At 68.1% G+C, this 13,642-nt stretch carries 11 protein-coding genes; 7 read left to right on the top strand and 4 right to left on the bottom strand.

The window, feature by feature from the left end; translation table 11 throughout:
• Nucleotides 1-25: 25 nt before the first annotated feature.
• Genes nuoL through G6N53_RS12915 form a run of 4 tightly spaced genes read left to right on the top strand, consistent with a single transcriptional unit; the run spans nucleotide 26 to nucleotide 5,883 of the window.
• A complete protein-coding gene (nuoL, locus tag G6N53_RS12930) occupies nucleotides 26-1,936 on the top strand; it encodes an NADH-quinone oxidoreductase subunit L (protein ID WP_163888851.1) in 1,911 nt (636 codons plus the stop codon).
• Complete coding sequence (locus G6N53_RS12925) at nucleotides 1,933-3,510, top strand: NADH-quinone oxidoreductase subunit M (RefSeq protein ID WP_205390374.1); 1,578 nt, start codon at nucleotides 1,933-1,935, stop codon at nucleotides 3,508-3,510. The genes nuoL and G6N53_RS12925 overlap by 4 nt, the downstream gene beginning before the upstream one ends.
• Nucleotides 3,507-5,090, top strand: a complete 1,584-nt coding sequence (gene nuoN / locus G6N53_RS12920) for an NADH-quinone oxidoreductase subunit NuoN (protein ID WP_163888847.1) — start codon at nucleotides 3,507-3,509, stop codon at nucleotides 5,088-5,090. The genes G6N53_RS12925 and nuoN overlap by 4 nt, the downstream gene beginning before the upstream one ends.
• A gap of 16 nt (nucleotides 5,091-5,106) precedes the next feature.
• A complete protein-coding gene (locus tag G6N53_RS12915) occupies nucleotides 5,107-5,883 on the top strand; it encodes an enoyl-CoA hydratase (RefSeq protein ID WP_163888845.1) in 777 nt (258 codons plus the stop codon).
• Here the strand turns inward: G6N53_RS12915 and G6N53_RS12910 are convergent.
• Together G6N53_RS12910 and G6N53_RS12905 are read right to left on the bottom strand one after the other, a co-directional pair.
• Nucleotides 5,870-6,568 carry a PIG-L deacetylase family protein gene (locus G6N53_RS12910; protein WP_163888843.1) on the bottom strand — a complete coding sequence of 233 codons (699 nt, stop codon included), beginning with the start codon at nucleotides 6,566-6,568 and terminating at the stop codon, nucleotides 5,870-5,872. The two genes, G6N53_RS12915 and G6N53_RS12910, sit on opposite strands and share 14 nt — an antisense overlap.
• A 4-nt stretch (nucleotides 6,569-6,572) precedes the next feature.
• Nucleotides 6,573-7,175, bottom strand: a complete 603-nt coding sequence (locus G6N53_RS12905; protein ID WP_163888841.1) for a TetR/AcrR family transcriptional regulator C-terminal ligand-binding domain-containing protein — start codon at nucleotides 7,173-7,175, stop codon at nucleotides 6,573-6,575.
• 45 nt (nucleotides 7,176-7,220) lie between these two features.
• Here G6N53_RS12905 and G6N53_RS12900 point away from each other — a divergent pair, with 45 nt between their 5' ends.
• Nucleotides 7,221-8,357: a phosphotransferase family protein gene (locus tag G6N53_RS12900; protein ID WP_163888838.1), complete on the top strand. Its 1,137-nt coding sequence runs from the start codon at nucleotides 7,221-7,223 to the stop codon at nucleotides 8,355-8,357.
• Nucleotides 8,348-9,499: an Rv3169 family protein gene (locus G6N53_RS12895; protein ID WP_205390551.1), complete on the top strand. Its 1,152-nt coding sequence runs from the start codon at nucleotides 8,348-8,350 to the stop codon at nucleotides 9,497-9,499. Before G6N53_RS12900 ends, G6N53_RS12895 begins: the two co-directional genes overlap by 10 nt.
• Before the next feature lie 89 nt (nucleotides 9,500-9,588).
• Here G6N53_RS12895 and G6N53_RS12890 read toward each other — a convergent pair whose 3' ends face one another.
• Nucleotides 9,589-11,076: a flavin-containing monooxygenase gene (locus tag G6N53_RS12890; RefSeq protein ID WP_163888834.1), complete on the bottom strand. Its 1,488-nt coding sequence runs from the start codon at nucleotides 11,074-11,076 to the stop codon at nucleotides 9,589-9,591.
• Between the two features lie 35 nt (nucleotides 11,077-11,111).
• On the opposite strand from G6N53_RS12890, the gene G6N53_RS12885 reads away from it, so the two are divergent.
• The gene (locus G6N53_RS12885; RefSeq protein ID WP_353961940.1) at nucleotides 11,112-12,566 is read left to right on the top strand and encodes a flavin monoamine oxidase family protein; all 1,455 of its coding nucleotides are present in this window, start codon (nucleotides 11,112-11,114) and stop codon (nucleotides 12,564-12,566) included.
• On the opposite strand, the gene G6N53_RS12880 is transcribed toward G6N53_RS12885, so the two are convergent.
• The gene (locus tag G6N53_RS12880) at nucleotides 12,542-13,612 is read right to left on the bottom strand and encodes an alpha/beta fold hydrolase (RefSeq protein ID WP_163888830.1); all 1,071 of its coding nucleotides are present in this window, start codon (nucleotides 13,610-13,612) and stop codon (nucleotides 12,542-12,544) included. The genes G6N53_RS12885 and G6N53_RS12880 overlap by 25 nt on opposite strands.
• Nucleotides 13,613-13,642: the final 30 nt, after the last annotated feature.

The raw sequence follows: 13,642 nt of genomic DNA, 5'->3' as shown, positions 1-13,642 counted from the left end.
AAGAAGAGACGGGCCTGATGAGCCGATGACAGTTCCTGTGTGGCTCCTGATCGCGCTGCCACTGGCGGGTGCGGCGGTCCTGCTGCTGGCCGGCCGGCGCACCGACCGGTGGGGTCACCTGCTGGGGACGTTTGCCGCGGTGGCGTCCTTCGTTTGTGCCGCAGTGCTGTTCGTCGACATGGTCGGCCGTGACGCCGAGAGCAGGACGACCCGGGAATCGCTGTTCTCCTGGGTTCCGGTCGGCGAGCTGCGCGTCGACTTCGGTCTGCAGCTAGACCAGCTGTCGATGTGCTTTGTGCTGCTGATCACCGGCGTCGGTTCGCTGATCCATGTCTACTCGATCGGCTACATGGCCGAAGATCCCGGACGCCGACGGTTTTTCGGCTACCTCAATCTATTCCTGGCGGCGATGCTGCTGCTGGTGCTGGCCGACAACTACCTCGGCCTCTACATGGGCTGGGAGGGTGTGGGTCTGGCGTCGTACCTGCTCATCGGGTTCTGGTCGCACAAGCCGTCGGCCGCGACGGCGGCCAAGAAGGCGTTTGTCGTCAACCGGGTCGGTGACGTCGGCTTGGCGATCGCTCTGATGGTGATGTTCGCCGCCGTCGGATCCGTGTCGTTCGGCGCCGTGTTCGACGCCGCGCCGGTGCTCACCGAGGGCACGTTGACCGCGATCGGGTTGATGCTGCTGCTGGCCGCATGCGGTAAGTCCGCGCAGGTTCCGCTGCAGTCCTGGCTCGGCGACGCCATGGAGGGCCCGACACCGGTGTCGGCGCTGATCCACGCCGCCACCATGGTCACCGCCGGCGTTTATCTGATCGTGCGCTCGGGACCGGTGTTCGACCTGGCCCCGCATGCGCAGACCGCCGTCGTGGTCGTCGGCGCGGTGACGCTGTTGTTCGGCGCCGTCATCGGCTGCGCGAAGGACGACATCAAGAAGGCGCTGGCCGCGTCGACGATGAGCCAGATCGGTTACATGGTGCTGGCCGCCGGCCTGGGCCCGGTCGGCTATGCGTTCGCGATCATGCACCTGCTGACCCACGGCTTCTTCAAGGCCGGCCTGTTCCTCGGTGCCGGGTCGGTCATGCACGCGATGGACGACGAGGTCGACATGCGCCGCTACGGCGGACTCCGCAAGGCATTGCCGATCACGTTCGTCACCTTCGGGCTGGGTTATCTCGCGATCATCGGCATCCCGCCGCTGGCCGGGTTCTTCTCCAAGGACGGCATCATCGAAGTCGCGCTGGGCGCAGGCGGGGTCAAGGGCATCATCCTTGGTGGCGCAACGATTCTGGGCGCCGGAATCACCGCGTTCTACATGACCCGGGTGATGCTGATGACGTTCTTCGGGCCGAAACGCTGGAATGACAGGGCGAGCGAAGCGACGGGGGAAGGACACAGCGCGCATCCGCACGAGTCCCCCGCGGTGATGACCGTGCCGATGATCCTGCTGGCGGTCGGCTCGGTCACCGCAGGCGCCGCCCTGGCGATCGGCGGCACCCTCGAGCACTGGCTGGCCCCGGTGGTCGGCTCCGCGGAGATCCACCATGTGCTGCCGGTGTGGGTGGTGACGGTGATCGTGCTGTCGGTGGTCGCCGTCGGGATCGTCATCGCCTACCGCATGTACGGTTCGCGGCCGGTACCCGAAGCGGTTCCAGCCGGTTCGGCGCTGACGGTCGCGGCGCGCCGCGACCTGTACGGCGACGTGTTCAACGAGAAGGTGCTGATGGGCCCGGGAGCGGTCATCACGGCCGGACTGGTCGAGATCGACGACGAGGCAGTCGACGGTGCGGGCAGCGGACTGGGCGCCGCCGTCGGCCGCGTGTCCGACGGTCTACGGCGGCTGCAGACCGGCTTCGCCCGGTCCTACGCCCTGTCGATGCTCGCCGGCACGGTCCTCGTCGTCGCGGCGATCCTGGCGGTGAACCTGTGGTGACCTCGTTTCCGTGGCTGACGGTGCTGTGGGCGGTTCCCATGCTGGGCGCGGTGTTGGTGATGCTGCTGCCGGCGAGCCAGCGCGCTCTCGCGAAGTGGACCGCGCTGGCGGTGTCGTTGGCGGTGCTGGCAGTCACGGCGGTGGTGGCCGTCGGGTTCGACCCCGCCGGTGAGCAATTCCAGTTCGTCGAATCACACCAGTGGATACCGTCTTTCGGCACCGGCTACATCCTCGGTGTCGACGGCATCGCGTTGGCCCTGGTGGTACTGACCGCGGTGCTGGTGCCCCTGCTGATCATCGCCGGCTGGAACGACGCCCGCGACCGGCTCAGCTGGGGCGGTCGCTCGGTGCACATCTACTTCGCGTTGACGCTGGCCGTCGAGGGCATGGTGTTGATCTCGCTGGTGTCGCTGGACATCCTGCTGTTCTACGTGTTCTTCGAAGCCATGCTGATCCCGATGTACTTCTTGATCGGCGGCTTCGGTGGTGCGAACCGCAGCGCCGCAGCGGTGAAGTTCCTGCTGTACAACCTGTTCGGCGGTCTGATCATGCTGGCGGCGGTCGTCGGCCTGTATGTGGTGACCGCGCAGAGCGACGCCTTCGCCGCGGGAACGTTCGATTTCCGCGAGATCGTCGCGGCGGTGGCCGGCGGCGAGTTCGTGGTGAACCCGATGGTGATGCACCTGCTGTTCGGCGGGTTCATGTTCGCCTTCGCCGTCAAAGCACCGCTGTGGCCGCTGCACCGGTGGCTGCCCGACTCGGCGGTGGAGGCGACGCCGGCGAGCGCGGTGCTGATGATGGCGATCATGGACAAGGTCGGCACGTTCGGCATGATCCGGTACTGCCTGCAACTGTTCCCCGACTCCGCCAAGTACTTCAGCCCGCTGATCATCACGCTCGCGGTGATCGGGATCGTCTACGGCGCTGTGGTGGCGATCGGCCAGACCGACGTGATGCGGCTGATCGCGTACACGTCCATCTCACACTTCGGGTTCATCATCCTCGGCATCTTCGTGATGACCAGCCAGGGCCAGTCCGGCTCGACGCTGTACATGGTCAACCACGGCATCTCGACCGCGGCGCTGTTCCTGATCGCCGGATTCCTGGTGTCGCGGCGGGGGTCTCGTCTCATCCGTGACTACGGCGGGGTGCAGAAGGTGGCGCCGGTGTTGGCCGGGACATTCCTGGTGTCCGGGCTGGCGACGCTGTCGCTGCCCGGGCTCGCGCCGTTCATCAGTGAGTTCCTGGTGCTGATCGGCACATTCACCCGGTACCCGGTGTTCGCCGTCCTGGCGGCCAGCGCGTTGGTGCTGTCCGCGATCTACATCCTGTGGATGTATCAGCGGATGATGACCGGGCCGGTGCCCGACGAACTGGCCCACGGCGAGGGCAAGCTGCGTGATCTGGTGCCGCGGGAGCTCGTCGTCGTCACCCCGCTGATCGCGCTGCTGCTGGTGCTCGGGGTGTATCCCAAGCCGGCGCTCGACGTCATCAACCCCGCGGTGACCCATACTCTGACCACAATCGATCAGCCTGACCCGGCACCCCGGATGGCGGAAGGCCCGGCGCGATGAACGTCCCCACTCCCAGCGTCGAGTACTGGCTGCTGTCCCCCATGCTCATCGTGCTCGGCGCGGCCGTCGTCGGTGTTCTCGTCGAGGCCTTCCTACCCCGGCGGCAGCGCTACGGCGCCCAGGTGGCCCTGAGCCTCGCCGCGCTGGTCGCAGCGTTCGTCGCCGTGGTCATGGTGTCTCGAGACCTGGGCGGCGGCAGCGGATTCACCGCGATGATGGGCTCTGTCGCCGTCGACAGGCCCGCGTTGTTCCTGCAGGGCACCATCCTGTTGGTCGGCGTGCTGGGGGTGCTGCTGATCGGTGAGCGGCAGATCGGGCACACCGGCGAGCATGCCGACAACACAGCGGATTCCCGCGGGCTGGACGCATTCACCCCGCAGGCCTCGGCGATCGCGGGAAGTGTCGACGAGAAGCTGGCGACCCGGGCGGGCATCACCCAGACCGAGGTGTTCCCGCTGACACTGTTCGCGGTGGGCGGCATGCTGCTCTTCCCCGCGGCCAACGACCTGTTGACGATGTTCATCGCATTGGAAGTGCTGTCGCTTCCGCTGTATCTGCTGTGCGGCCTGGCACGACGGCGACGGCTGCTCTCGCAGGAATCGGCGCTGAAGTACTTTCTGCTCGGCGCCTTCTCGTCGGCCTTCTTCCTCTACGGCGCGGCGATGCTGTACGGGTACGCCGGCACGATGTCACTCGACGGCATCGCCGAGGCGGTGTCCTCCGGCGCCGGCAAGCCGTCGCTCGCCCTCGTCGGGACCGGGTTGGTGTTGGTCGGCGTGTTGTTCAAAGTCGGTGCCGTGCCGTTCCATTCGTGGATTCCCGACGTGTACCAGGGCGCGCCCACCCCGATCACCGCCTTCATGTCCGCCGCCACCAAGATCGCCGCGTTCGGCGCGATGCTGCGACTGTTCTACGTGGCGCTGCCGGAATTGCACGCCGACTGGCGGCCCGTGCTGTGGGCGATCGCGATCCTGACGATGGTGGTCGGCACGATCACGGCGGTCACCCAGACCGACGTGAAACGGATGCTCGGCTATTCGGCGGTGGCCCACACCGGGTTCATCCTGACCGGCGTGATCGCCGGCAACGAGGCCGGGTTGTCGTCGACGCTGTTCTATCTGTTCGCCTACGGCTTCTCCACCGTCGGGGCGTTCGCCGTGGTCAGCCTGGTCCGTGACACCGCGGGTGAGGAGGACGCCACGATGTCGCGGTGGGCCGGCCTGGGGAAGCGCTATCCCGTTGTCGGGGTGGTCTTCTCGCTGTTCCTGCTCGCTTTCGCGGGTATCCCGTTGACCAGTGGGTTCGTCAGCAAGTTCGCGGTGTTCAAGGCCGCCGGCGAGGGCGGCGCCATCCCGTTGGTGGTGGTCGGCGTGATCGCCAGCGCCATCGCGGCGTACTTCTATGTCCGGGTGATCGTGTTGATGTTCTTCACCGACCGCCCCGACGACGCCCCGGTGGTGGTGATGCCCAGCGCGCTGACGACGGCCGTCGTCACCGTCACCGCGGCGGTCACATTTGCACTCGGTGCGCTGCCGCAGCCGCTGCTGGACCTCGCCAATTCGGCGGACCGGTTCTTTTGACACGAATGATGAAGTGATGACCGAGACGCTGGCGCTGACCCTCGACCGGGGCGCAGTCCGGGTGGTGACGTTGAACCGTCCTGCCGCGCGGAACGCTCTGAGCCGGGACCTGATTCGAGCGACCTACGCCGCGCTGACAGCGGCTGACGAGGACGAGTCGGTGCGCGCGGTCGTGCTGACCGGAACCGATCCGGCATTCTGCGCCGGCGTCGACCTCAAAGAGGCGGCGCGCGACGGGTTGTCCTACTTCGAAGAGTTCCGATCACAGAGTTGCATCGCGGCCGTGGCCAAGATGCGCACCCCGGTCGTCGGCGCGATCAACGGCGCCACCTTCACCGGTGGCCTGGAGATGGCGCTGGGCTGCGACTTCCTGATCGCGTCGGAACGGGCGGTGTTCGCCGACACCCACGCCCGGGTGGGGATCCTGCCCGGCGGCGGGATGACCGCCCGCCTCCCTCAACTGATCGGCGCGGCGATGGCCCGGCGGCTGTCGATGACCGGCGAGGTCGTCGACGCCGCGCGCGCCGAGCGGATCGGACTGGTGACCGAGGTGGTGCCCCATCAGCGGTTGCTCGAGCGGGCGGTCGAACTCGCCGCCCAGATCGCCGACGTGCCGCGGCCGACGATGCGCGGCCTCAAGGAGATCTACACGACCGGTGCGTCGGCGGTGACCGGCCCGGCGCTGGCGGCCGAGGAGAAGATCGCGTTTGCCCAGCACCGGGATTTCGACACCCTCGGTGTCGCGTTCGAGGCGGTGTCGCAACGCAACAAGGAACAGATCAGGCCGGATTGATCGGTCGGCGCAAGATGAACTGCACCGTCGGCCGGCCGTCGAACGACGGGTGCGGGCGGGTCGTCTCCTCGACCTGAGTGCGCGCCTGCTCGATGACCGGTGTGTCCGGGTCGAGGACCCGCAAGTAGGCCTCGTGGGCGGCCAGCGATGCCACGGCGGCGTCGACGAACCCGTCCACCGGCTGCCCGTGCGTCGCCTCCGGGCCGTTCTCGAAAAGCCAGCGGGGCGGATCCGGCAACGAATCAAAGGCCGCCGCAACGGCATTGGCGAACTCGATGTGGTCGGCCTGGTTCGGCGCATCAGGCGCCCACCGCGGGCCGCCGTAGATGGTGATGACCACCTCGGGTCCGGTCTCGGAGATCGTCTCGGCGATCTGCCCGCGCAACTGCGGCGTGTCCCGCACCTGGCTGTCGGGAAAGTCCCAGAAGCGCACGTCGTGCACACCGACGACCGCCGCCGACCGCCGCTGCTCTGCCTCCCGCACCGGCGCCGCCTGATCCGGCGGCATACCCTCGATGCCGGCCTCGCCGCGGGTGGCGAGTGCGTAGTGCACCGTCTTGCCGGACGCGGTCCACGCGGCCACCGCGGCGCCGATGCCGTACTCCGGATCGTCGGGATGCGGGACGAGCACCAGCGCGGTGCGCCAGTCCGACGGGAACGGCTGCAGGGACTGCTCTTCGGACATTCCGCTATGCCACCACACCGTGCAGCAGGATCGCGGCGGTGTTGTCGACCCACGCGGACCCGGCGAGCTCGTCGGGGGTTTGCAGGAGCGCCAGCAGCGTCGCGCCGCCGATCAGCCCGACGAGCCTGTCCGGGTCCACGCCGGCGCGTACCTCGCCGCGCTCGACCGCGTCGTGCAACCGGGCGCGCACCACACCGAAGAGGTCGGTGAACCGCGCCGTGACCCGCCCGCTCAGCTCGGTGTCGGCCGACATGTCGGCGATCAGCCCGGGTAGCGCGGCGCGCACCACCGGGCTGGTGAACACGTCGCGGGCCGCTTCGATCATGGCGCGCAGATCGGCGGCGATATTCCCCGGCGGAGTTTGGATCGCCGTCGGAGCGGCCGGAAACGCCGCCTCGTGGACCAGTTCGGTTTTGCTGGACCATCGGCGGTACAGCGCGGTCTTGGTGGTCCCCGCGCGCTCGGCGACGGCGGCCATCGTGACGTTCGGATATCCGATTTCGACAAGCAGATCCGCGGTGGCGCGCAATATGGCAGCGTCGATACGCGGATCCCGGGGGCGCCCGGCACCCGGGGCCTTGTCAACCGGTAACGGCTCTGCTTTCATAACGCTACCCACGGTAGCGTAACGGTGGGCGGGAAGGACCCTTTCGTGATCAATGAACCAGCCGTCGAGGAAGTGGGGCGGCTCCAGCGGTCCAGCCGTGACATGACCGATGTCCCTGCCACGCTGTCGAAGTGGCTGTCCACCGTGCTGGGTGATGCCACACCGGAGATCACCGTGGAAAGCGGCGTCGACTCCAACGGCATGTCGTCGGAGACGATCCTGGTGTCCGGGCGGTGGCAACAGGCCGGCAACCAGGTCGAACAGAAATGGGTGGCCCGGGTCGCGCCGACCGAGGCCGACGTGCCGGTGTTCGAGCACTACCGCCTGGACCATCAGCACGAGGTGATCCGACTGGTCGGCGAGATGACCGACGTCGCGGTCCCGCGGGTGCGCTGGCTGGAGACCACCGGCGACGTGCTGGGCCGGCCGTTCTTCCTGATGGATCGCGTCGACGGAGTCGTCCCGCCCGACGTGATGCCCTACACCTTCGGGGACAACTGGCTGCACGACGCCACCGCCGACCAACAGCGCCGGCTTCAGGACAACACCGTGGAGGTGCTGGCCAAGCTGCATTCGATCCCCCACGCGCAGCAGGTCTTCGGCTTCCTCCAGGATGTCGACCCGCCCGGCGAGACCGCGCTGCACCGGCACTTCGGATGGCTGAAGAACTGGTACGAGTTCAGCGTCCCCGACATCGGCCGGTCGCCGCTGGTCGAACGGGCACTGGCCTGGCTGGAAGACCGATTCCCCGCCGATGTGGCCGCAGCCGAACCCGTGCTGGTGTGGGGTGACGCCCGTATCGGCAACGTCATCTACCGTGACTTCGTCCCGGTCGCCGTGCTGGACTGGGAGATGGCGACCGTCGGCCCGCGGGAGTTCGACGTCGCGTGGATCGGGTTCGCGCACATGGTGTTCCAGGAGCTGACCAAGCTGGCCGGATTGCCCGGCATGCCGGACTTCCTGCGCGAGGAGGATGTACGCGCCACCTACCGCGACCTGACCGGAGTCGAGGTCGGCGACCTCGACTGGTTCTACGTGTTCTCCGGTGTCATCTGGTGCTGTGTGTTCATGCGTACCGGGGCGCGCCGGGTGCGCTTCGGGGAGATCGAGAAACCCGACGACGTCGAGAGCCTCTTCTACCACGCGTCACTGCTGAAAAGACTGATCGGAGAATCCCACTGATGCTCGGACCGATGGACGAATACCCGGTACACCAGGTGCCGCAGCCGATCGCGTGGCCCGGTTCCTCGGACCGCAACTTCTACGACCGGTCCTACTACAACGCCCACGACCGCACCGGCGACATCTTCGTCATCACCGGCATCGGCTACTACCCGAACCTGGGTGTGAAGGACGCGTTCCTGCTCGTGGCCCGCCGCGGAGGCGGCAGATACGGCGGCAGCGGCGATACCCAGACCGCGGTGCACCTGTCCGACGCCATCGACCAGGACCGGCTCAACCAACATGTCGGGGGGTACCGCGTCGAGGTTGTCGAACCGCTGCGCAAGCTGCGGATCGTGCTCGACGAAACCGACGGAATCGCTGCCGATCTCACCTGGGACGGCCTGTTCGACGTGGTCCAGGAGCAGCCGCACATCATGCGCCGCGGAACCCGGGTGACGCTGGACGCCCAGCGGTTCGCGCAGGTCGGCACCTGGAGCGGTCAGCTGTCCATCGACGGTGAGGACATCACCGTCGATCCCGCCCGATGGGTCGGCACCCGCGACCGGTCCTGGGGTATCCGGCCTGTCGGTGAGGCCGAACCCGCCGGCAGGCCCGACGACCCACCGTTCGAGGGCATGTGGTGGCTCTACATTCCGATGGCGTTCGACGACTTCGGCATCGTGGTGATCATCCAGGAGGATCACACCGGCTTCCGGTCGCTCAACGACTGCACGCGGATCTGGAAGGACGGTCGCGTGGAACAGCTGGGGTGGCCCCGGGTGAAGATCCACTACCGCTCCGGCACCCGCATCCCCACCGGGGCCACCGTCGACGCGACTGCGTTCGACGGCAGCCCCGTTCATTTTGATGTCGAGTCCAAGCTGGCGGTGCCGATCCACGTCGGTGGTGGCTACGGCGGCGACTCCGACTGGATCCACGGCATGTGGAAGGGCCCGAACTTCACCGAGCGCCTGACCTACGACATGACCGACCCGGCGATCGTCGGCCGGGCCGGGTTCGGGGTCATCGACCACGTCGGCCGCGCGGTGTGCCGCGACGCCGACGGCGCCGAACGCGAGGGCTGGGGGCTGTTCGAGCACGGGGCGCTCGGCCGCCACGACCCGTCAGGTTTCGCCGACTGGCTCACCGTAGCGCCCTAGCCCCTGACTCTGCGCCGGAACGGTATTCCAGCACGCGTGCACTCGCACAAGCCCTGCTGGAATACCGTTCCGGCGGAAAGGGTGCGCGCTCAGGCGGGGCGGGGTTCGCGGACCGCGGCGCGGCCGAAGACCATCGACTCCTCGATCCGGTCGAACCGGTGGTCGATGACGTCGAGCACGTAGTTGTGCCGCACGTTCCACGGCCGGCGGGTGCCTGACCTCGGCAGCGCGTGCGGTGCCCGCTTGATGTAACCCGCCTGCAGGTCGAACGCCGGCTTCTCGGCCATCGGGGCGTCACCACGATGCGGGTAGGCGTGCGTGTAACCGCGAGAATCCATGTACGCCAACAGCTTCGCGAACGCTTTGGCCGTCATGTCCGCGCGCAGCGTCCACGACGCGTTGGTGTACCCGATGCACCACGCCATGTTCGGCACATCCTCGAGCAGGTACTCCTTGTAGACGAACCGGTCGGTGATCTTGATCTCGGTGTCGTCGAGGATGATGCGGATGCCGCCGAGGGCCTGCAGTTGCAGCCCCGTCGCGGTGACGATCACGTCGGCGTCCACTCGGGCGCCGGATTTCAGCACGATGCCGTTCTCGTCGACGTGGTCGATGGTGTCGGTGACCACCTCGGCGCGCCCGTCTTTGATCCGGTTGAACAGATCGTCGTCGAGGATCAGGCACATCCGCTGGTCCCACGGGTTGTACTTCGGCTTGAAGTGCACGTCGACGTCATAGCCGGCGGGCAGCGCCGCCTTGGCGCGGCTGCGGATGAGCTTGCGCCCGAACTTCGGCGCCTTGCGGAACATGAAATAGGTCAGGATGTGGAAGGCCGCGTTGCGGACGCGCACCACCGAGTGGGACAACCTGCGCGGCAGCACCCTGCGGATGAAGTCCACCATCGGGTCGATGCGCGCCATCGACATCATGTAGGTCGGCGAGCGCTGCAGCATCGTCACGTGTTCGGCCTTCTCGGTCAGCGCCGGGATCAGGCTGATCGCGGTGGCTCCGCTGCCGATCACCACCACCCGTTTGCCCGAGTAGTCCAGATTCTCGGGCCAGAACTGCGGGTGCACCACCTCGCCGCGGAAATGTTCGATACCGGGGAACTCGGGGGTGTACGGGTCGTCGTAGCTGTAGTAGCCGGTCCCGAAGAACACGAAGCGTGACCGGAACAGCCGCTCCTGGCCGTCCTGCTCGGTGCGAACCGTCCAGGTGTCGGTCGTCGAGTCCCATTCGGCGGACTTCACATACGTGTCGAACTGCATGTGCTGGTCGATGCCGTGCTTGCGCGCCGTCGTCGTCAGGTACTCCCGGATGTACTCGCCGTCGGCGACGTTCTCCGGACGCGTCCAGGGCTCCCACGGAAACGACAGCGTGAAGATGTCGCTGTCGGACCGGATGCCCGGGTATCGGAACAGGTCCCAGGTGCCGCCGATGCGCGAACGCCGCTCGAGGATCCGATAGCTCATCGCCGGGTTGCGCTCCTTGATGCGGTAGGCAGCCCCGATCCCGGAGATCCCCGCGCCGATGATCAGCACATCGGTGTAGTCCGGGTCTGCATCGTTGCCGTACATCCGCAAGCTCCTTTGGTCCGGTCACGTACCACGATATGGGTCCGTCCCCCGGCGCGTCGACGATCTCGCTCAATGAATCGGGCGATTTCGGCGTGCGAATCGTCGCTCCGCGCACGTTTGCACGCCGAATCCGCCACGATGGGGGAATGGCCGACGTCGTTGTCGTGGGAGCGGGTTTCGCGGGACTGTCCGCGGCGCGTGAGCTGACCCGGCTCGGATACGACGTTGTCGTCGTCGAAGGTCGCGACCGCGTCGGCGGCCGGTCCTACACCGCGGACCTGGCCGGGGTGCCGGTTGATCTCGGGGCGACGTTCGTCGGGCCGACCCAGGACGCGGTGCTCGCGCTGGCCGCCGAGCTGGGGTGCGAGTCGGTCCCGACCTACGGCCAGGGAAAGAACCTGATCCGCTGGCGCGGCCGGGTGCGGTCCTACCGCAGCACGATCCCCCGGTTGTCGATCATCGAACTGCTCGACGTGTCGCGGATCCAGTGGCGGTTCGACCGGTTGAGCAGGAAGGTCCCGGTGGCCGAGCCGTGGGCCTCGCCGATCGCCGCGGACCTCGACGCCGTCTCGCTCGACGGCTGGCTGCGGTCGGTGCATGCCGGGGCCTCGACACGCGACCTGATGGCGATCATGGCGCGGGTGACGTGGGGCTGCGAAACCGACGCGGTCTCGCTGCTGCATGCGGTGCGCTACGTCAAGGCCGCGGGCGGACTCGGTCGCATGCTCGACGTCGAGGGCGGCGCCCAGCAGGACCGCTTCCCGGCGGGAACCCAGCAGATCGCGGTCCGGATGGCCGACGAACTCGGCGACCGTGTGGTGCTCGGCGCACCGGTACAGCGCATCGAACGCCATCCCGACGGCACCCTGACCGTCGTCACCGCAGGTGGTGAGTTCAGCGGTCGCGCGGTCGTCGTCGCGGTCCCGCCCGCTCACCGCGCCGGCATCGAGTTCGAGCCGGCGTTGCCACCCGAGCACCGCGAGCTCCCGCGGCATTGGCCGCAGGGACGCCTGAGCAAGGCCTACGCGGCCTACAAGACCCCGTTCTGGCGGGAGAACGGCAGCTCCGGGGAGGCGCTGTCCGACGAGGGGCCGGTGTTCATCACCTTCGACGTCAGCCCCGGCGACGCGGGCCCCGGTATTCTGCTGGGTTTCACCGATGCCAGCGTCTTCGACCCGTTGCCCGGCGACAAGCGGCGCGAGGTCGCGCTCGCCGGGTTCGCCGCGCTGTTCGGCGACGCCGCCGCACACCCGGTGGACTATCTCGATCACTGTTGGGGCACCGAGCAATTCGCGCCCGGCGGGCCGACCGCAGCCGTCCCGCCCGGCTCGTGGACGACGCACGGGCGGTGGTTGCGCGCCCCGGTGGACGCCATCTTCTGGGCGGGCACCGAGACCGCCGACGAGTGGACGGGCTTTCTGGACGGCGCGGTGCGCTCCGGTCTCCGGGCGGCCGCCGAGGCACATCAGGAGCTGATGCGGCTCCCCTGACTCTCCCCCGTCGCTTCGCTCGCCCCAGCCTGACTTTCCCCCGTCGCTTCGCTCGCCCCAGCCTGACTCTTCCCCGTCGTTTCGCTCGCCCCAGCCTGAGCCCGACTCGCCTCCTCGGCCAGCCACCGCAGGTGTTCGTTGACCTCGGCCGGGCGCTCCAGGATCGCGCAGTGCCCACCGGCGAGCTCGACGAACCGGGCAAGGTTCGGCGCGGTGGCCGCGATCCGGCGCGACGACACCATCGGCAGCAGCCGGTCTTTCTGGCTGCCGATGACCAGCGTGGGCACCGTCAGGTTCTTCAGCGCGATGTGCTTCGGGCCGAGGTGGTCGACCAGCACCCGCGCCCAACCCCCGCGTCCGGCCGGCGGGGTGCCGTTGAACAACTCGAAGACGAAGTCGACGACGTCCGGGTCGGCGTCTCGGCCAACCGCGATCGTCGATACGAAGCGGCGACTCGGACGGTCCGCGGCGCGCAGCAACGGCGCCGCCCCGAAGGTCCTCAGCAAGGACCCCGCCGCCCGCACCCGCGCGTCGGCCAGCGTCGCGGGCACAGGCAGCAGGTTGACATTGCGCAGCAGGTCACCGGTGGTGGTATTGATCAGCGCCACCGCGTCCGCACGCTGTGCGACCCGATGCGGATACCGCTCCGACCAGGAGCTGATCGCGATGCCGCCCATCGAGTGGCCGGCGACCACCGCGCGCTCGTCGGGCGCCAGAGTCGCGTCCAGCACGGCGTCCAGATCGGCCGCCAGGTGGTCGAGGCTGTAACCGCCCCGGCGCGGCGGCACCGAGCTGCGCCCGTGGCCGCGATGGTCGTAGGCGATCACCCGGTAGTGCTGGGCCAGGTCGGCGATCTGATAGGCCCAGACCCGGATGGCGCAGGTGATCCCGTGCGCGAGCACGATCGGGTAGCCGTCGGGGGGTCCGAACACCTCGGTGTGCAGCCGTACGCCGTCTCTGGACCGGACGTCGACGACCCTGCCCGGGGGCAGTTCCCGGGCCGGGGCGAATCCGCCCTGCAATCGGGTGCCAAAGCTTCGTGCCATCCGCGCTCCCTGTGCACTCCCCTGGTCCGG

The organism is Mycolicibacterium hippocampi, assembly GCF_010723735.1.
Taxonomy (GTDB): Bacteria; Actinomycetota; Actinomycetes; order Mycobacteriales; family Mycobacteriaceae; genus Mycobacterium; species Mycobacterium hippocampi.
Note: the sequence above shows the minus strand (reverse complement) of the source record. Positions and strands in the feature narration are given on the sequence as shown.